Annotated in this window: 19 protein-coding genes and 1 tRNA gene; 9 read left to right on the top strand and 11 right to left on the bottom strand. The window is 58.8% G+C overall.

Annotated features, from left to right (window positions below; translation table 11 throughout):
- Nucleotides 1-4 precede the first annotated feature (4 nt).
- Nucleotides 5-1177: a M50 family metallopeptidase gene (locus BN984_RS07865; RefSeq protein ID WP_008091384.1), complete on the bottom strand. Its 1173-nt coding sequence runs from the start codon at nucleotides 1175-1177 to the stop codon at nucleotides 5-7.
- Nucleotides 1178-1263: 86 nt separating this feature from the next.
- Between BN984_RS07865 and BN984_RS07860 the strand changes: the two genes are divergently transcribed.
- From BN984_RS07860 to BN984_RS07840, 6 genes are all read left to right on the top strand, one after another.
- Nucleotides 1264-1653 (top strand): cupin domain-containing protein, encoded by a 390-nt coding sequence (locus BN984_RS07860; RefSeq protein ID WP_049967992.1) that lies wholly within the window; start codon nucleotides 1264-1266, stop codon nucleotides 1651-1653.
- Nucleotides 1654-1771: 118 nt separating this feature from the next.
- A complete protein-coding gene (locus tag BN984_RS07855) occupies nucleotides 1772-3826 on the top strand; it encodes a DEAD/DEAH box helicase (RefSeq protein WP_008091380.1) in 2055 nt (684 codons plus the stop codon).
- Nucleotides 3827-3901: 75 nt separating this feature from the next.
- The gene (locus BN984_RS07850) at nucleotides 3902-5758 is read left to right on the top strand and encodes an SLC13 family permease (protein WP_008091379.1); all 1857 of its coding nucleotides are present in this window, start codon (nucleotides 3902-3904) and stop codon (nucleotides 5756-5758) included.
- 49 nt (nucleotides 5759-5807) lie between these two features.
- Nucleotides 5808-5880 (top strand) — tRNA-Pro (locus tag BN984_RS07845).
- Between the two features lie 61 nt (nucleotides 5881-5941).
- The gene (locus tag BN984_RS20220; RefSeq protein WP_081909230.1) at nucleotides 5942-6175 is read left to right on the top strand and encodes a DUF7563 family protein; all 234 of its coding nucleotides are present in this window, start codon (nucleotides 5942-5944) and stop codon (nucleotides 6173-6175) included.
- Nucleotides 6176-6263: 88 nt separating this feature from the next.
- The gene (locus tag BN984_RS07840; protein WP_049967991.1) at nucleotides 6264-7895 is read left to right on the top strand and encodes a DUF7845 domain-containing protein; all 1632 of its coding nucleotides are present in this window, start codon (nucleotides 6264-6266) and stop codon (nucleotides 7893-7895) included.
- A gap of 266 nt (nucleotides 7896-8161) precedes the next feature.
- Here BN984_RS07840 and BN984_RS19430 read toward each other — a convergent pair whose 3' ends face one another.
- The 8 genes from BN984_RS19430 to BN984_RS07805 all read right to left on the bottom strand — a co-directional run bounded on the left by BN984_RS19430 (nucleotide 8162) and on the right by BN984_RS07805 (nucleotide 14648).
- Entirely contained in the window at nucleotides 8162-8608 is a 447-nt protein-coding gene (locus BN984_RS19430; protein WP_156037889.1) for a hypothetical protein, read from the bottom strand.
- Nucleotides 8609-9346: 738 nt separating this feature from the next.
- The gene (locus tag BN984_RS07835) at nucleotides 9347-10489 is read right to left on the bottom strand and encodes an ATP-binding protein (protein ID WP_049967990.1); all 1143 of its coding nucleotides are present in this window, start codon (nucleotides 10487-10489) and stop codon (nucleotides 9347-9349) included.
- Complete coding sequence (locus tag BN984_RS07830; protein WP_049967989.1) at nucleotides 10486-11280, bottom strand: hypothetical protein; 795 nt, start codon at nucleotides 11278-11280, stop codon at nucleotides 10486-10488. Before BN984_RS07830 ends, BN984_RS07835 begins: the two co-directional genes overlap by 4 nt.
- Nucleotides 11274-11837, bottom strand: coding sequence for a hypothetical protein (locus BN984_RS07825; protein ID WP_049967988.1), 564 nt, complete (start codon nucleotides 11835-11837; stop codon nucleotides 11274-11276). Before BN984_RS07825 ends, BN984_RS07830 begins: the two co-directional genes overlap by 7 nt.
- Nucleotides 11838-11867: 30 nt before the next feature.
- Nucleotides 11868-13565: a hypothetical protein gene (locus BN984_RS07820; RefSeq protein ID WP_049967987.1), complete on the bottom strand. Its 1698-nt coding sequence runs from the start codon at nucleotides 13563-13565 to the stop codon at nucleotides 11868-11870.
- A 5-nt stretch (nucleotides 13566-13570) separates the two neighbouring features.
- The gene (locus tag BN984_RS07815; protein WP_049967986.1) at nucleotides 13571-14101 is read right to left on the bottom strand and encodes a hypothetical protein; all 531 of its coding nucleotides are present in this window, start codon (nucleotides 14099-14101) and stop codon (nucleotides 13571-13573) included.
- Nucleotides 14098-14313: a hypothetical protein gene (locus tag BN984_RS07810; protein WP_049967985.1), complete on the bottom strand. Its 216-nt coding sequence runs from the start codon at nucleotides 14311-14313 to the stop codon at nucleotides 14098-14100. Before BN984_RS07810 ends, BN984_RS07815 begins: the two co-directional genes overlap by 4 nt.
- A complete protein-coding gene (locus BN984_RS07805; protein WP_244877453.1) occupies nucleotides 14310-14648 on the bottom strand; it encodes a hypothetical protein in 339 nt (112 codons plus the stop codon). The genes BN984_RS07810 and BN984_RS07805 overlap by 4 nt, the downstream gene beginning before the upstream one ends.
- Nucleotides 14649-14825: 177 nt before the next feature.
- On the opposite strand from BN984_RS07805, the gene BN984_RS07800 reads away from it, so the two are divergent.
- From BN984_RS07800 to BN984_RS20125, 3 genes are all read left to right on the top strand, one after another.
- Nucleotides 14826-15032 (top strand): hypothetical protein, encoded by a 207-nt coding sequence (locus tag BN984_RS07800; RefSeq protein ID WP_049967983.1) that lies wholly within the window; start codon nucleotides 14826-14828, stop codon nucleotides 15030-15032.
- A gap of 86 nt (nucleotides 15033-15118) precedes the next feature.
- Nucleotides 15119-15958 (top strand): hypothetical protein, encoded by an 840-nt coding sequence (locus BN984_RS19425; protein WP_156037888.1) that lies wholly within the window; start codon nucleotides 15119-15121, stop codon nucleotides 15956-15958.
- A 319-nt stretch (nucleotides 15959-16277) separates the two neighbouring features.
- Complete coding sequence (locus BN984_RS20125) at nucleotides 16278-16538, top strand: DUF7386 family protein (RefSeq protein ID WP_049967982.1); 261 nt, start codon at nucleotides 16278-16280, stop codon at nucleotides 16536-16538.
- A gap of 35 nt (nucleotides 16539-16573) precedes the next feature.
- Here the strand turns inward: BN984_RS20125 and BN984_RS19420 are convergent, their stop codons facing one another.
- On the bottom strand, nucleotides 16574-17530 hold the full coding sequence (locus tag BN984_RS19420; RefSeq protein ID WP_156037887.1) for a hypothetical protein: 957 nt from the start codon (nucleotides 17528-17530) through the stop codon (nucleotides 16574-16576).
- Nucleotides 17531-17747: 217 nt separating this feature from the next.
- Nucleotides 17748-18434, bottom strand: coding sequence for a hypothetical protein (locus BN984_RS19415; protein WP_156037886.1), 687 nt, complete (start codon nucleotides 18432-18434; stop codon nucleotides 17748-17750).
- Between the last annotated feature and the right edge of the window lie 385 nt (nucleotides 18435-18819).

The following is an 18819-nucleotide window of genomic DNA, read 5'->3' as shown; positions in this document are numbered from 1 at the left end:
CGAATCAGCGGAGTTGGGCGAGTCCAGCGTCTGACCGGGGCATGGCGTCGAGCGAGCCGCGACTGCGGATGATGTTGAAGGCGGTGACGAGGTCCGACCGGGAGACGAGGCCGACGAGGTCACCCGTCTCGTCGACGACCGGGAGGCGACCCACGCCGCGTTCCTGCATGAGCGCGATGGCGTCCATCGCGTCGGCGTCGGGGGTGATGGTCGTTAGTTCGTCGCTCATGATGTCGTCGACGCGGAAGGCGTCGCGTTCGACCTCCTTGACGCCGCGGGCGTCGTCGAGGGTGACCATGCCGACGAGGTTGCCGTTTCTGAGGACCGGGTAGCCCGTGTGGCGCTCGACGAACATGCGTTCGAGGAGTTCCGCGACTGAGGTCCTCTCGTCGACCACGTCGAGGTTTTCGCGACTGGTCATGATGTCGCGGACGACCACGTCCTGGAACGTCGCCTTGAGGACGGTCTGTTGGGCCTCACCGGACGCGCCCATGTAGATGAAGAAGGCGAGCGCGACGAGAAACAGGTTGAAAAAGAGGCCGAACAGGCCGAGGAGGAACGCGAACACCTTGCCGACCTCGGCGGCCATCTGCGTCGCTTTCGCGTGCGGGCGGTTCCGCGCGAGGAGCGCCCGGAGGACGCGGCCGCCGTCCATCGGGAAGCCGGGGAGCATGTTGAACACGGCGAGCGAGACGTTCACCAGCGCGAGGTAGCCGAGGACGAACTGCGCGGGGGCCTGCGACTCGGGGAGCAAGAGGAAGCCGGCGTAGGAGACGACGCCGATGGCGACCGAGACGAGCGGGCCGGCGACGGCGATGGTGAACTCCTGTTTCCAGTCCTCGGGAATCTCCTTGAACCGGGCGACGCCGCCGAAGAGCCAGAGCGTGATGGACTCGATTTCGTAGCCGTAGCGCATGGCGACGAGCGAGTGGCCGAACTCGTGCAGCAGGACGCCGGCGAACAGCCCGATGGCGGCCGCGCTTCCGAGTATCCACTGCATCGACCCCGCGGAGATGGCCACGCCGTCGATGTTCGAGCCGAAGAGGTCGTTGACGACGAGCGCGAGATTCGTCACGTCCGAGCCGATGAGCCACGCGAAAAGCGGGAGAACGATGAGGAACGTGAGGTCCAGCTTTATCGGGATGCCGAAGGCGCTACCGATGCGGATTCCTCGCATACCCGTAGTAACCCCGGAGGGGCCTTAAGCAGTCAGGGCGAAGAGACGGGGAAATGCTTACGCAGGCGGGGAATCGACGGGGAGATATGAGTGATTCCCGACCGGAGCCGGTGGTCAAGCGGGGCGCGGACATCGAGTACGAGCGGGTCGGCGCGGCCGACGGGATGTCGAAGGGCGTCCTCGTCTCCGAGGCCGACGGCGCGCCGAACTTTGCAATCCGGCGGTTCGTCCTGGACCCCGGCGCGACGGTGCCGAAACACACCAACGAGGTCGAACACGAGCAGTACGTCCTCTCGGGTCGGTACGTCGTCGGCATCGGCGACGAGGAGTACGAGGTCGAAGCCGGCGACTCGCTTTTGATTCCCGCCGGCGTCGTCCACTGGTACCGAAACGAGTCCGACGGAGAGGGGTCGTTCCTCTGTGCGGTCCCCAACGGCGACGACGCCATCGAACTCGCCGACGACGCCGACGCCTGAGCGTGGACGGGGACGCGGCGGCCGCGGCGGCCAGAGTACGAAGCCGCATGCGGGTCGCTATCGAGCCTGAGCGTTCGCAGGCGAATCGCTGAAATACCACGTCGCCGTAGCAGGCACCGTGTCTAAACAGGTCACCCGCGTCGACACGCTCTTTCTCCACCAGACGGGAGACGACTACCTCGTCGTCGCCCGCCGGGACGGAAAGCGGGTGCTCCGCGGCAAGCTCGAACTCAAAGAGACGAACGCGGGGCCTCGACCCCTGCGCTTTCTGGTGACTCGGAAGGGAGACGACTCGCCGCGCGACCCGAGTCAGTTCGTCGAACTCGCCCGGTCGGCCGCCCGCATCCGCATCTCTCAGCAGACGCCGAAAGACGGCCGCGACGAGCTGAAAGAGATGCTCGACGGCTACCAGTTGGAGGCGCTGACGGTGCGGACCTGCCGCCGCTGCGCCGTCAACGGCCGGTACTCGCCCATCACCGACGACACGGCCATCAAGGCCGAACACGAGCACATCTGTCGCGACTGCGCCGTCCAAGAACTGGAGGGCGAACTCTCCTTCGCGGGCGGGCTCACGCAGGCCGCCCAAGAGCGCCTGGAGGAACTGCTCTACGAGACGGGCGACCTGACCCGCATCACGAACTTACTGCAGGGTGAGTTGGACCCCGACCTGACGAAGTTCGACACCATCAGCGCGACGACCGAGGACGTGGAGCTGGTCGAGACGGAGACGCTCGACCTCCACCCGAACCTGAAGTCGATGCTGACCGAGCGCTTCGACACCCTGCTTCCCGTCCAGAGCCTCGCCATCGACAACGGGCTGCTCGACGGCGACGACCAGCTCGTCGTGAGCGCGACGGCGACCGGGAAGACGCTCGTCGGCGAGCTCGCCGGCATCAACCGGATGCTGAACGACGACGGGAAGATGCTGTTTCTCGTCCCGCTGGTCGCGCTCGCGAACCAGAAGCACGAGGACTTCAAGGAGCGCTACGGCCACCTCGGCAAGGTGACCATCCGCGTCGGCGCGAGCCGAATCAACGACGACGGCAACCGATTCGACCCGAACGCCGACGTCATCGTCGGCACCTACGAGGGCATCGACCACGCGCTCCGGACGGGCAAGGACCTCGGCGACATCGGCACGGTCGTCATCGACGAGGTCCACACCCTGAAAGAAGAAGAGCGCGGCCACCGCCTCGACGGGATGATAGCCCGCCTGAAACACTACTGCGAGGCCCGCGCGAAGCGCCGCGAGAGCTACGGCGGCGCGCAGTGGATTTACCTCTCTGCGACCGTCGGCAACCCGAAGTGGCTCGCACAGACCCTCCGGGCCAACCTCGTCGAGTACGAGGACCGCCCCGTCCCCATCGAGCGCCACGTCACCTTCGCCGACGGGCAGGAAAAGCCGCGAATCGAAAACCGCCTCGTGCGGCAGGCGTTCGACTCGAAGTCCTCGAAGGGCTACCGCGGCCAGACCATCATCTTCACCAACTCGCGGCGGCGGTGCCACGAAATCGCCCGGAAGATGGACTACAACGCCGCGGCGTACCACGCCGGCTTGGACTACGGCCAGCGAAAGCGGGTGGAGCGACAGTTCGCCAATCAGGACCTCGCGGCCGTCGTGACGACCGCCGCGCTCGCCGCCGGGGTCGACTTCCCGGCGTCGCAGGTCATCTTCGACACGCTGGCGATGGGCATCGAGTGGCTCTCCGTCCAGGAGTTCAGCCAGATGCTCGGCCGCGCCGGCCGCCCCGACTACCACGACAAGGGCGTCGTCTACCTGCTCGTCGAACCCGACGCGAGCTATCACAACACGATGGAGATGACCGAAGACGAGGTCGCGTTCAAACTCCTCAAAGGCGAGATGGAGGAGGTCCGGACGGTGTACGACCAGTCCTCGGCGGTCGAAGAGACGCTGGCGAACATCGTCGTCGCCGGCAAGAAGGCGAAGGCGCTCAACAGCCGGATGCTCGGCGAGGTGCCGACGACCCACGCGGTGGGGAAGCTCTTGGAGTGGGGCTTCATCGACGGCCTCGACCCGACGCCGCTCGGGCTCGCCGTGACGCGGCAGTTCCTCTCGCCGAGAGAGGCCTTCGCCATCCTCGACGGTATCCGGAAGGGGTCGTCGCCGTACGAAATCGTCGCCGACCTCGAACTCGACGAGGAAGGCCGGTAGCGTCCGGACGCCTTCAGCGGGGGCGGATATTCCGAATCCCGCACGCTTTTTGGCCGCCGACGCGTCGGTGACCGCGTGGTAGCGATAACGCCGGACATCCTCGTCGTCTTCGCCGTCATCCTCGTCGCGCTGGCGTTTTTCGCGACCGAACCCGTGCCGGTCGACGTGACGGCAATCGGCGTGATGGTGTCGTTGATGCTGATTCAACCCGCCTCGGAGGCGCTCGCCTCGGCGGGGATGCTCGGCGCGCCCATCGTTCTCTTCGAATCCTACCCCGGCGACGCCCTCTCGGGGTTCGCCAACACGGCGACGCTGACCGTCCTCGCGATGTTCATCCTCAGCGAGGGCGTCCAGCGGACCGGCATCATTCAGCTACTGGGCGCGAAGATATCGACGTTCACCGGCGATAGCGAACTGCGACAACTCGGCGCGACGGTCGGCCTCGTCGGCCCCATCTCCGGGTTCATCAACAACACCGCCGCGGTCGCCATCCTGTTGCCGATGGTGACCGACCTCGCAGAACGCGGGCGGACCTCGCCCTCGAAGCTCCTCTTACCGCTGTCGTACGCCTCGATGTTCGGCGGCATGCTGACGCTCATCGGGACCTCGACCAACATCCTCGCCAGCGACGTCTACTCGCGCATCACGGGCGAAGCGCCCTTCACGATGTTCGAGTTCACCGCGCTCGGTGCGGTGGTCATGGTCGTCGGCGTCGTCTACCTCATGACAATCGGCCGGCGGCTCACGCCGGCGCGAATCGAGCCCCGGCGCGACCTGACAGAGGAGTTCGAGATGGCGGAGTACCTGACCGAGGTCGTCGTCCGCGAGGACTCCCCGCTCGTCGGCCAGCAGGTCCAGCGGGCGCTCGTCGAGACCGAGTTCGACGTGGACCTCCTCCAACTCATCCGCGGCGAGAGCGTCTTCCTCGAACCGCTCGGCCCGAAGGAGATTCAGCCGGGCGACGTGTTCACCCTCCGGACCGACCGCAACACGCTCGTCGAACTGCTCGACGTGGAGGGACTCGACCTCGTGCCGGCGACCGTCACCGAAGACGAACTCGAACTCGCCGACCGCGGCCAGAACCTCGTCGAGGTCGTCGTCGCACCGGGGTCGGCGCTGGTCGGCGAGTCGCTCGCCTCGGCGAGTTTCAGACAGCGGTACGACGCGACCGTGCTCGCGCTCCGTCGCGGCGGCGAACTCATCCGCCGGCGGATGGACAACCTCCCGCTCCGCGTCGGCGACACGCTGCTCGTGCAGGCGACCGTCGAGAGCATCGAACGTCTCGACAACAACCGCAACTTCATCGTCGCCCAGGAAATCGAGCGCCACGACTACCGCGAATCGAAGATTCCGGTCGCCGTCGGCATCGTCGCCGGCGTCGTCGCGCTCGCCGCGCTCGACTTTCTCCCCATCGTCGTCGCCGCGCTCCTCGGCGCGCTCGCCATGGTCGCCACGAAGTGTCTCCGGCCGACCGAGTTGTACGACGCCGTTCAGTGGGACGTTATCTTCCTCCTCGCGGGCGTCATCCCGCTCGGCATCGCGATGGAGAACTCCGGGGCCGCCGAACTCCTCGCCGAACTGGTCGTGATGACCGGCGACTACCTCCCCCTTATCGCGGTCCTCGGCGTGTTCTACTTCGTGACGGCGCTCCTGACGAACGTCATCTCGAACAACGCGAGCGTCGTGCTCATGATTCCCGTCGCCATCGAGGCCGCGACGACCCTCGGAGCCGACCCGTTCTCGTTCGTCCTCGCGGTCATGTTCGCGGCGTCGACGGCCTTCATGACCCCCGTCGGCTACCAGACGAACCTGTTCGTCTACGGCCCCGGCGGCTACAAGTTCACGGACTACATCCGCGTCGGCGGCCCGCTACAGTTGCTCCTCGGGGTCGTGACGACGCTCGGCGTCGCGTACTTCTTCCCCCTGACCTGACGGGGCGGAACGAAACCCTTTACTCCGCGACGGGGAGAGTCGTATGTGCGGGACCGTGGGTTAGCCTGGTATACTTCGGGCCTTGGGTGCCCGTGACCCCGGTTCAAATCCGGGCGGTCCCATACCCATTAAGGCTGAATCGGCCGTTCTTTCCGGTTCTAACGGCCGTTTGAGGTGGTCGGCATGATGCTACTCGAGTCCAAGAGCGACGCGAGTAGCTGTCGGTACTGCGGGTCACACGTCACCCGCGACTTCCGTCGTGTCTACGGCGATTCCGACAACCACGTTCACCGCTGTCGCGAGTGTGACACGCTCATTCGTCTGCAAGGCGGGTCGGCCGCTGGTCTCTCCGTCTCTGTTCCAGACCCACAGCAGGCGTGCGGTCGCCACGGCGGTAACCCGGAGCGGTGGCAATGACGGTTCGCTGTCCGTCCTGCAGTCGTGAGAGTGACTGTCTCTTCCGCTGTGAGTACTGCGGCCACGATCTCGCAGAGGAGGGCCAACGATGAGTTCCGTCGCGAGCGCGCCCCACGAGACGCGCGGTAATCTCCTCTACGGTGAGTACGGGTCATCTCCGTACTGGGCAGTCCGCCAACTGTACAATCACATCGACGGCGGTATCTCGAAGATCGAGATCGAGGTGCCCCGCCTCGAGGAGGACGGAACCGAGACGTGGGAAGTCTCGATGGGCTTCCACCAGTCGGGACTGTCTCCGCGCGAGGCAGACACGGTGAACTCGCTTCTCGAGTACGACATCAACGCGTACGGTGAGGGAGAGCGGAAGCTTCCGGTCTGCGTACAGCCACGTCTCGCGTGGTCCGACGAGAACCGGCCTGACAGCGTCCCTGCGACGCTCGGTCCCGCGACGAACGTGAAACTACAGAACGTGGTCAATCTCGAGTTAGACGAGATTCCGCACGTCTTCAAGTGGGTGATGCGCCGCGTCTGTGAGAAAGTCGGGTTCGACTGGTCTCGCAAGTACTTCGCCGAAGAGCCGCACAAGTTCTCGACGATAACTCAGCATGAGCGGTATCTGAGAATCGACCGCGATCAGGCGAAGAAGCTGGTTCGACGCGACGGCGTCTTCATGCGGTTGTTCATGCTCTCGGCCGACATCGAGGGTTCCCACGTCGTCTACGATTCGAACAACGAGGACGTGGTCGGCTACAACCACCAGCTCCGGCTCGATCGGTCGGCGATCACCGAACTCTTCCCGAACAGCCAGCACCGTCCTCGAGGACTGCAGCTGAAGCACTACCACCCGCAGTATGTTCGCGAGAGCGCTGACGGTGACCCGCTGTACCACCCGAAACTCGGTGCGCTGTACAAGAAGAACCTGAACCGTGATCAGGCGGTCGCGTGGGACGATCGGCACGATCTGGTTGGTGACCTGGAAGAGAAACTCCTGAACGTCCTGTCGTGGGCGGACATCCCGACTCGGCCGGGTATGTGGTTCATCGCTGACGACCACTTCAGCGCGGTCGCGTCCGGCCGGACCATCGCGCTGTGGGATGACCCGACACCGGAGATCGAAGCGTCTCAAGACTCGGTCATCATGCGCACGCTCTCGAGACTCGGTGATTCAGACAGAGACGTACTCAAGCACCTCGCAGTAACCGATGGGGGCACACCTGTTGGTGAACTCGAGGACGGGACCGGCTGGTCTTCCACGACGATCTACCGCGTCCTCCAGCGTCTCTCGGGACTTCTCGAGAACGACGGTGGAGTCGTGAAGTGGGTCTCCTCGAAGATCGCGCAGGAAGTGCGCGAGCTGGTGAGCATCGCGGACGACGTGGTAGACTCGGTGGCCGGTCGAATCGAGAACGTGCTGAACGTCGATCCCCGCGACCTGGAGCGGTCTGGTCGTGCGCTACAGAACTGGCTGAACCGCTACGGTGCAGAAGTCGTCGCCGGGATGGATGACCGCGACGACCGCGTGCGGATTCGTATCCGGACGGTTCTCACTCAGTCGAAGAACTCCGCGGCGACGGGCGAGTATCTGCCCGACGTGCTCGAGGAGGGCTACAGCGCGTGGTGTGACGCCGGACTCGACTCTCGGCGGTTCCTCAACGCGATCATCACCTACGACCGGGCGTACGGTCCCGTGCAGAACACGGTCGCTCAGAAGCACCTGTAGCCGGTGGCCGTCTGAGTGGCAACACTCTCGGTCGGTCTCTTCTTTTATATACTACACCGCTGTTTTCGTCCGAACCCTGTTTTCGGGTGGAGTCTCGATTCTCCGTGAGCGGCCGCGCTCGAGGAGATCGGGCGGGTGCTGTTTTCGTCCGGTGGGACAGCCCCCTTAGGGAGTGTGACTAACGTCACAACTGAGAAAAAATAACCCTCCGGTTGTGTACCTCGAGTTGACGCAGTCGAAATGCTGGAGGAGATATTGTTGAATAGTCAGTCGGCACCAGATCCGCTACAGAAGTTATTGAGGAACTCAACCAAACGCCAGATGTGCGCATTTGATTCCAATAGATCCGCCGTCTGAGTTGCTTTTGCACTTCCTTCTTCGGCGAGAGATCTGGAGATACTTACTCGATCCTCAGCACTAGTTCTATCGCTATAATCTCGAATACGTTTCATATGTGACTGATAGTCAGCGACGAGTTCTACCTCCTCTTGGCTTAGATAGTCGATTCTCGGTAGCTGTGAGTCGATAATTGGTGTTTCGAGGGCCTGGTGACCAAGAAAAGCTGTTTTGAATGTACCTACTGGCGTATTCCTGATCTCAGTAACAATCGCGATCCTAATTTTGTCTGCAATGATTTTCCGGCGAAGAGTAAACAGACCAAGCCCTGCAAAGATGGTAGCCAATATACCTAAGAGAAAGTCATTTAGTAACACTCTCTTCGGTTATGGTTGCGATCATATTAATTTCTGTGTGGACAAAACCCCGTTCAAATCCTCGGATAGAGAGTCCAGAAGTGAGATTCAACGGTTCTGCGTCTGTAGAAACACACAAGCCACAATGCTAGCCTCACCCGGCCAGGAAAAGTGAGGGCCCTAAACACCGGTCAACTGAAGACTCGACGCGGGTGAATTTTCACCTGCTCCGAGTCACGGTGGCCGCCTGCACCGTAGAACCGTAGCTGTAGGGAGGACGCTTGGATAGAACGAATATTCTGAATCCGAATGCCACCCCCACCAGACCCACCAGTAGCTGAGTAGAGAACAAACACGTACAGGCCATCTTCTCGTTGGAGTCGAGCGTGATAGTCTTCAAAAACCCTGAACCGACCGATCTTCCCACTCCTCCGAACCATCATCGCACTCTTCACTTCTACAGGCCGACCGTCCTCAGTCTCCGCATCCTGCCAAGACGAGTGCGCAGGTTCGAGACCGTACCTCTGTCGAGCAGCACGCTCAGTGAGTGCGCCGTAGTGAGCTGCTTTCTTACTTCGATTCCTCATGACCTTTGACCCACCACGTCTTCGCGCCGATCTCCTCGAGGACCGAGAGCAAAATTCTGGTTCAACCGGGGTCGGGCCACCACCGGGGGCAGCCAGCGGCGCATCAGTAGATAAGTAATTATACGCCGTCCGGGGGGTCGCTGGTGGTGGCGACTACTGGAAGTTACCGCCGTCACTCGAAATCGCCTTCCGGACTGCTCACGATATCTCGATGATCGCCACGTTTCCACTCGCGGACGCGATTCCCGACCCATGAATCTCCGAAGCTGACGAGTTCGGCCGCGTCAGGATAGCTCATTCCGTTTTCATCATCCCACGGCTTGCACGCTTTGATCACGGTCGCCACGGCAGACTCCCATCGAATCTGGTTCGGATCTGGTGAGTCGTCCTGGCCATCGTCTTCGTCGTCGAGCGTCACCGAGAAGTGAGACGCTTCGTGCTCATCGTACTTCTCACGCGTATCCGTGACGCCGGTGAACTCAGCGGCTTCCTCGAATGAGTCCGCACCACCCTCAGAATCGAGGAACACAACGCGGCCGGGGTCGTTCCGGGTCGGTTTGACGAACGCACCCGACGCGAGTCGACGAATCTCGGCGGCGGTGTCCTTTCTCGTATGTCCGATGAGCAGGACGGAGCCACGTTTCGCGTAGGTGTCGCCGTCCTCCTTCTTGCGGACGTACTTCAGCGATTTCACGAACTCGTCGGTGATCGCTGCCTCAGCTCCTCGAGACGTAAGCGACTGCCCCGCCTCGTCGATGAGCTGTAGCACTTGTCCATCGGTCGAGCCCATCGCGTCGAGCATCGAACCAGACGATGTCGTGACTCGGTCTGCACCGTCCCACGCGACGTTCGCGAGGACGGTACCGCCGGTGAGAGAACCGAAGACGCGCGCCACGTCGAGCGCGAATGCAGTCTTTCCCGCACCCGGTGGACCGAGAACGAGATAGATCGCACCTTCGTCGGCGAGTCGTTTCGCCGCCTCGACGATAGCCTCGGAGCCGTCCCGCTTCTGGTTAGTGAGCCCGACCATGCCCTGCAGTTGCGAGACGTTCCCCTCGCGGTACGCGCGGTCAGCCATCGACGTTGCGGCCGACCGGACGACGTGCCGACCGACGTGGGTCTCGAGAAAGTTCTTGCCGCGCTCCTCATAGATCGAGCAGTACCGATTCAGAAAGTCGAGCACGTCGGGGTCGTCGATCATCCCGGCGAACTCACGAATGTACTCGTTGCTCTTGTCACGGAGCGCACCCCGTAGGAACTCGCGTCCCTGTGCAGCTGCGTAAACAGCCGAGTCACCCTGCTTGCGTCCGCTCATCGGTTACCACCATCGTTAACGAGCGGGTCGGTGGGAACAGGTTCGAGCGCATCATCGGCGAGGTCGTCATCGAGAACCATCCCGAGACCATCGCCCCAGTCGCCCCGATTGTCGTCCTGGTCGCCCGCGGCCTCGAGGAGATCACGAAGGTCGCCGTTCTGCAGTCGGCCGGGACGAAGTTCTTCGGGGAGTTCGGACGTGATGATCTCGTCGACCGTCGGCTGGTCGGTGATCATCGGTGCCGATGGGTCGAGCGCGGCGTTCTGTGCCTCCATCGTATCGTGCTTCACTCTTCTCACGATAGCTGGGAGCGCCTGTCGGAGTTCCTGTCCTCTCCGCGCCGCCGGTTCGAGATCACCACGAAGCTCTCCAACTACGTCGAGAACGTCGTCCGTATCGTGCCGCCCCACGAGTGACGAACCGGGGAGGGAACGCCGCCACGTCCCTACTGCGACGTTCGAGGACGGATCATACGCGTAGCACTCGTACACATCGCCGTGAGCCTGCTCGTGTGGGTACAGCGGTCCCCACTCGACCTGCATCTCTGCGAACTTGTCCGGGGACAGAGACCAGCACGCCAACGGGTCGTCGCTGTTCGCATTCACCTGCACGAGACGCACCCGCGGTGGGTCGGGGAGGAGATCGTTGATTTTCCCCGTCGCGAACAACGCACCGATGCCAGCGATGACGAGACCGGACGCGGCGAGTGGTGCCCACTCGGGGAACTGATACCCACCGAAGTAGGCGAGGACAGCGCCGACAGCGCCGAGCTTCACCCAGTCGTTCACCATTCTCGTTCAACCTCCAGTTGCTTCTCGTCGCGCTTCTTGCGAACCCACAGGAAGGTGCCACCGGCTGCGGCGACCGCTGTCGATGCGAGGAGCGTCTGGACTGTTCCGTACTCGATGGGTGGGTTTCCAGTCTTGATCGCATCGGAGCGGATAGCAACGATTCCGTCTGCGTTCGACGAGGAGACGGTGATCGCCGACGCGTCGCCGACCGATTCGGCGCGGAACTTGACGACGGTCGTTCCGGGGGTCAAGGTCAGGCGTCGGACGCGGGCTTTTCCGGCGGCCGCGCCGTCTCCCTCGGAGAGAATCCGTGAGAGCTCACCCGCGTCGGTGATGGCTAGTCGAGTCGGGACTTCGGCGTTCACGCTCAGATAGAACGTGCCGTTTTCGAACCGCCAGTCTTCGATTGTCGTCGTTTGCGAGAGTTCGATAGTTCGGGTTGGTCCGTCTGTCGGCGTCGAGGCCACCGTTGAGTTGTTCGCGGCGGCGACGGTGCCAGCGAGAGCGGGCGATGCGACTGCGATGAGCATGATGAGCGTGATGATGATTCGGCGCATGTTCCGAAATACGGGGATAGAGTTGTGCGGTCAGTTCTCTCGTCCGACAAGGAAGACGACGATGGCGGCGAGTCCGATTAGAACCGAGTTCTCGCTGAAACCACCAAATCCAAGCCCTCCACCGCCACCAATCGCATCGTCTTTTTGAGCATCCAGTTCGTTCTGGAGTTCAAGCAGCGACTGGAGTTCTTCGAGGGTGAGAGAGGCGTTCTGAGTCTGTCGGTTGTAACTTTGTGTCGTCGTGTTTTCGACCGTCTCGCCGGTCTTGACGTTCGTCATCTGCGTGATGGTGAACGGTTGGTCTGCCGCGATGAGTCCCTGATTCGTGGCGAAGAATACCATTGAGTCAGTCGCGTTAGATGGGTAGTAGGTAACGCCAGTTTCCCATTCACCCTCGGTTGACTCCGGCTCCCAGTTCGTATAGAGGCTGCCGTTGTAGACGGTCCCGTCGGCCATCTCGAAGGCCATCGAGTGGTTCATGGACGTTCCCACGCCCATCAGCGCGAGGTCAGCACCAGCGAAGGCATAGTATCCTGTGGAGTTGTATTCTGTCGCGTACTCCTGTGAGAGGGTACTAGGGTCTGGAATATCGGAGATGTCGATGTCGCCGGACGAGTACGCATTCATCAAGTTTTCAACGTACAAGTCGGCGTTAGATTTCATCTGCGAGTTTGCCGTCTCAATGGCATCCAAGCGGTTCGCAGAGTGATTTATGTTGAGGACAGCGAGGTTCGGCTCAGAGCCGTACTCCGCGTAATCGTATCCCTCAATCATGAGCTTGCTTTTTCGAGACCCACCAGTTGCAAGCAGAGATGTTTCACTCCCACTGGCGAACTGGACCGTTGAGACATTGACCTCGGTTCCGTTCGCCGCGGTGTAGGTGGTACTGTTGAGACCGTCGTAGGAGTAATCGAATCCCGCCTTGAACACCCAAATCCCGGTGGATTCGTTCACGTTCCCTGTCTCAACATTCGAGGACAATTCTGAGTGGCCCTCGTAGGTTTCGTTTAGATAGTGGTATTTCCGCACCACGTCGTTGTACTGGCCGATATAATTCATCTGCATCGTGGTGTAGTAATCCTCAACCGCCGCTTTTGATGCGTTCTTGACCTCAGCTTGGGATTCTCCGCGGTTCAGAGCTTCAATAGCGGCGATTTTGGCTTTTGCCCACGCGATGTTTCGAGAGCCGTCTTCAACTTGGTTAGTCATGACGGCATCGGTGGTTTCCATGCCTGAGCGCATCGTTTTGCCGTGCTGATAGACATCGACGTGAGTCTGGTTAGCGTCGGCGTCGATGTACAACTGAGAGGTGTCGTCACCAGACAGATACTCCGACACGAGGTAGCCAGCACCGAACGAAACGGCAATACCAGCACCGGCCGCGAGACAGAGGCCACCACACGCGATTGCACGTGCGTCTCCAACGGGCCGGTAGTCGTCGACGGTCTGCTGTGCAGTCGGCCCCATTACCCCTGACCCTGCCGCTGCTGAGACGAGAGCGAGAGCGAACAATACGGCCGCAACAGAGCGTGCAGAGGGAACTATGAGATATGAGCCAATATTAGGCATGACCCTGACCACATCTCCGAGCGAGAGTCGGAGTACGACAAAGGCAACAGCGACCACAGCGAGAGCCACCGCGCCTAGGTAGTCACCGTGAATCCCAGCGAGGTAGGCCGCGCCGACGCCGAGACCAACGGCGGCGTAGGTCGATGCAATTCGGAGCATCAGACTCAGTCCTCCTTGAGCGCGAGATAGCCGCCAACTGCGAGGACCGCGATCGCGCCGATTCCGACGCCCCCGGACGAGCCACCGAAGAAGCCGCCGCCGGACGAGACTGCCGCGACCGTCCCCACGTCGAGAGCGGACGAGTCAATCGCCGATGCAGTCCCGAGTACTTCGACGCGGTAGGTCGAGACATTCGTCGGGTCGAGGGCGTCGAACTCGTAGAGTTCAGTTGTCTCGTCGGCTGCAGAGATCTGCACGCGGTCGACTTCGGTCTCGTTACCGTCACCATCGACCTCGTAGACTGCGACTTCGACGGGTTCGGAAGCTGTCGCGGTGTCATTGTCCAACTCGACGTAGAGGCTCCGCGTGTCGTTGGTCACGTCGATGGTCTGGTTTGCGAGCGTGTCGTTGCCGACGCTCGTGAAGTTGGCCGAGTCGGTCGTCACGGTCGCCGCGCCGAGACCGACGAAGGCGATTGCAGCGACGGCCACGACCAGGAGACCGACGAGCGCGAGGGTTGCGCGGCCGCGCCTCACGACTCGAACACCTCAACGAGTCCGAGCTTGTCCGCGATGACGACACCACCAGCCACGCCGATCGCGATAAGTCCAGTTTCGAGGCTTCCACCGAGGAGATCGGACAGGAGTGTGATGTCGGTCGCAGCCGACAGACCGGCGTCGAGCGATCCGACGCCCGCGCCGATGATTGCAACCGTTTCGAGGTCGAGGTCGTCGAGATCGAGGTTCATAGCATCCACCCGATCGCCATCTGCGCGGTGAGACTCACAGCGACGTAGCCGACGCCCCAGAGGTCCTGCGACTGCACGAACGAACTCACGTCACCGAAGAAGACCCAGCCGACCAACAGGCCGACCGAGGCGACGATGCTGTAGTAGTAGTAGTTGTCGAGATCCTTCGCCTGCTGGTGCAGGGTGGATAACTCGGCGTTGTCGTTCGTGAGGATGGTGACGCCGAGCGAGACCAACGTGAGGAGCGTCGCCAGCGTCACGTCGTTGCCCGCGAGTTGGAACGCCACGTCTGAGAGCGTCACGTCGAACAGCGACCACGATGCGATTCCTGCCATTGCCGTCGTCCCGATGAACGTCGCGACAAGCGCCGCGGCGTCCTCCGGATCGAATTCCATTATGGACATGATACGATGACGGCGGCCACCCGACACGTCGTATCATTCAGGGTTTTGGCTACGAGAGGGCCACAGAAGGAACATTTTTATCTAGGCGGGTGGCCCGCTCCGTGTACAATGTTCCGCAAACTGTGCGATCGAGAAGGTACCCCAACTGTATCGCTCGATAAGGACGAACTACGGATGGACGGTATTCTCGACGAAGATGGAGTAGTCCCAGACGACCAGGAGATGCACATTCAGCGGGTTGGAAAGCGCTCGTACCTCGTTCGCGCAGTCGATTCCGACGGCATTCCGGAACTCGACGAGGTGTTTCAAAGATGATAGGTGAATAGACTACGCTTAATTTCGCGGGATAGTATCTAATGACCGAAATATTGTTGGCATGATAGTACCTGTCAGACACATATATGATTGATGACGTGCGGAAGTCTCACATCTCAGATTTCAATAACTGGAATACTATTCGACAAAGTGCCGTTTCTCTAATTAGAACTAACCTATTAGTTTTTGCGGCGTTCATCCCCGGAGTCTCCATTTTCACGAGTAATGATTTGGCGGATTTGGCAGGAATATATCAGAACCCACTTGTGATTCTCGGTGTCGGCGCATCTCTGGTTGCTATTGGCTCGGCCGGATTCACTAACCTACTTGTACAAACAACATTCAGGAACCATTTTCTTGGAGATGAAGATATTAAAGAAGAAAAACAAATCGAGCAATACCGAGAATTAACGGACTACTTAGCGGTGAGCGAAGTCTTTACTGCGATCTCAGTACCCCTAGTATTTTTTGGATTAGTTAGACAGGCGTTTTCGATTCCATATGATACGGTCTTTTTAGCACTCATGCTTACTGTTGGTGGGTCAGTAGTTGTTCGATTAATCGCCTCAACCACAGTATCTCTGTTCACCTATGTAGGAGGCGTAGTAAACCAGTACAGAGAATTAATCTCAGATGCGTTTGACCCTTCTGAGCCAGATACTTGGAACACTCTGAACGTTTTCATTGCACTCTTCTTCATTTTCACCGCTCTTTTAGTAGTCTATCAGACATTCCCGCTCATCACCATTCCCAACCTCGAAGGAGTTGCCAGTACAGCAGTTCTGATCGTGAATCTCATCTTAGGATTTCTTCTTGGAAGCCTATTTTGGACATTCGAATTATTCGGATGGGTTTTGTTCCTGATGATGCTCAAAAGATTTGGAGTAGTAGATATTCCTGAAGAAGTACTTTCAAATGAAGAATAGAGGTCATACGGCAAAGAATATATCATACGACGGGTGGCCGTCCTTGTCGATGCCTCGCCCCAGCGAATATCTAAGCAGTAGTATCGTGCAGACCCCTTCTCAACTCCGCCCCCACGGGGTCAGGCGTGAATGTATACGGCATCCTCGATGTATGCACCTTCACCGCCGTCGACGGCGAGTACCGTGCATAGATTCAGACCGATTCAACCAGGTGCCCGACGCGGTCGCAGTCACGGGTTACCCAGAGTATAAGAAGAATCGACCCTCGTTCACTCGAGATTCACGCAAATCGACCCCCGGTGCATACGGTGACTCATAAATGACCAAGCGAACCAGCCTGAAGTTGACCGACGAACGGCAGCTGCTCTTCGACAAAGCGAGCGAGATCGTGGCGCGAGACGCATCGGACGACCCACCGCGGAGTGACGTAATCGACGCGGCGCTCACGCACTTGATTGAATCGAAAGCAAACATCGAGAAGGTACGGGGTGAAGTAGACCCAACCACGATTCAGCAAGTGGCGAATACATCGGTCCTCGGATTTCGATACCGGACGCGGGTAGAAGGCCGATGGCGGTAACCCCACGTAACCAGTTGTAGCTTCTTTTTCTGAGCTTATTCAAAGAGGTCTACAATAGACGAGTGCTTGGTGGAATCATATTCATGAGAGACGGGTTGGCTCTTAGATATACCGCCATCGATAGACTCTAACACTACTCGAAACTCACACACCACTTGAACACGTTCATTCGAGTCCAAATACTCCGTGACAGCAGAATCAGGAGTTTCAAAGAGCCATTCAGCCCTGTCATCAGGACGTAACGTGCTCGGATACAGGTCATCCTCATTCTGGGTTTCCCGAGTTGGGCGAACAGTCGTTATATCTGGGATTCGAGTAGAGCCGCCAGTATGTAGGCTGATTTCAAGGTGCCCGTTGATTCCGGTCCCAGGACCGCTATTCTGAACCCGATACTTCAATTTCCCTTGGACCACCTCTGGGCCAAAAGATTGGATATTAGGTTTATGTTGGGACTCTAGAATGGATTTCTGATACTCCATGATCTCTGTCTGTCTTTTGTCAAACTCTTTTTGAGTTTCGGTGACATTTGCCATGCCCAAGTATACACTAATCAAGATTAGGGATAGAGCACCACTAACATAGATATCTGCGAGATCTACGAACCCAACAGCTGGTGGATCGTAAAAATACCAACAGACAAGTGCACCAAGTGTGAGAATTACAGCAACTACTGACCGGCGATATGAGACAAAGACTTCACTAAGTTCAGTTAGTTGCTTCCAATTGTCACCCACCTCTTGATTCGAACTTTGCGAGTCAGAGTCGTCCAAATTATTCTTCATCGATTTATTTTCTTTGAGTGAACTGACAAGGTCAAATAACCGATCATGGAAAGCATAGCCTACTGCTAGGAAGACCATCAAAGTAATCGCAAGGAGGTTGACCGCCCAGTTTGGCCATCCCCTCTGAAACCCAACTACGACAAGCCCACCGAATGCACCCCCAATAACATCTCGAAATGCCATGAAAAAGGTAGTTTGACGGTCACTCATACGCTTCTACGCTGCGTGGCCTCCATGACGCGGTGGTTGGTGACGATGACTGCGCTTGCGTGTTAGCTCGGGTATCACGAATGGACTCATTGGTGATCAGTAGGGTTTAATCGCTTCAGTAAGGTCAGACATATCGTACAATCAATAATTCATTCAAAGTATATAATCTGTCCTCCAGACATTTTTTGGGCGACGCGGTTGGTGTTGACCTTACGGATTAGAAGTCGGACAATCCCTTTGAGTATTCGACTAGCTTCACACCAACGGTGCTAAGTTGGTATCGGTGTGCCGCGTTTCGCCATCCAATTGGAACATAATCTTCACCCTTCGTTACATCTGGAGAAGACTCAACAGCTTGAACGGCTGTATCGTACTTATCCATTCGCTCAACGCCATCATCTTCTCCAAGAATTGTGCTCTCAACTAAGCTCGGTGCAACACCAAGTGATTCTGCAACAACTTCTCGGACACTAGTCTGCCCTTCACTTCCCCCATCGGCTACAACTTCTCCTGGTGTACCAGGTCCCTGAGTATCCAAATCCTGGATGAGAAGTTCGATCTCTTGGTCGACGATTTTGATCACTTCCTCCGATGGACGGAATTCAAGCCCATCCAACCGATCACTAGCTATAAACGAGCGTCCGCTTAGTGGTGCATGAAGATTTACTGCATCCGTCTTTGCGACATTTTCTAGAGTCGTAGAAATCTCGGTGTCAAGAGTCAAATTGAGGTCTTCTTCAATCTCTTTCCTTCGGAGTTTGATATCTCGAGATTCAGTTACACCGCGCTCATAGAGCCAAATTGCGATTTTAATTTGACTTGGAACAGAAGTTCTGTTCCGATTTTCAGGGTGGTTCTTTATGTGGTTAGCGAGCCGTTCGTACTTTTCTGGGATATCGTCCATTTACTGTGAATGTGTCGCGATGTATCTCACCGACCCACAAGCTATTTGATGTCCCAAAGTACGAATACAGGTGTATTCTTCTGGGAGGGCTTGCTGTCGGGCGTGTCCGACCCCCGTTGCAGCGGGGATCGAGTCCTCCTGGGATACCTAGGGAAATCGTGTCAGGTCACAGTATTCTAGACAGGGCGTCCCATATATAACGGTTTCTCTGAATAATTGGGCACCTGTTTGGTTGAGTGATGTATTTTTGATTTGAATCTGGTATACAACCATAAGCTGCACTACAAGGCCTCTAGTGTGTGATGTCGACTTAGATCCACAGAATATTCTAGGTTAACCTAAATCGAATTTAGTTGTAATTCCCGTATTCTGACATACAAGTCGA

It is taken from the genome of Haloferax prahovense, assembly GCF_000723845.1.
In the GTDB taxonomy this organism is placed as follows: Archaea; Halobacteriota; Halobacteria; order Halobacteriales; family Haloferacaceae; genus Haloferax; species Haloferax prahovense.
The sequence above is the reverse complement of the archived record's forward strand: the minus strand, read 5'-3'. Positions and strand labels throughout refer to the sequence as shown.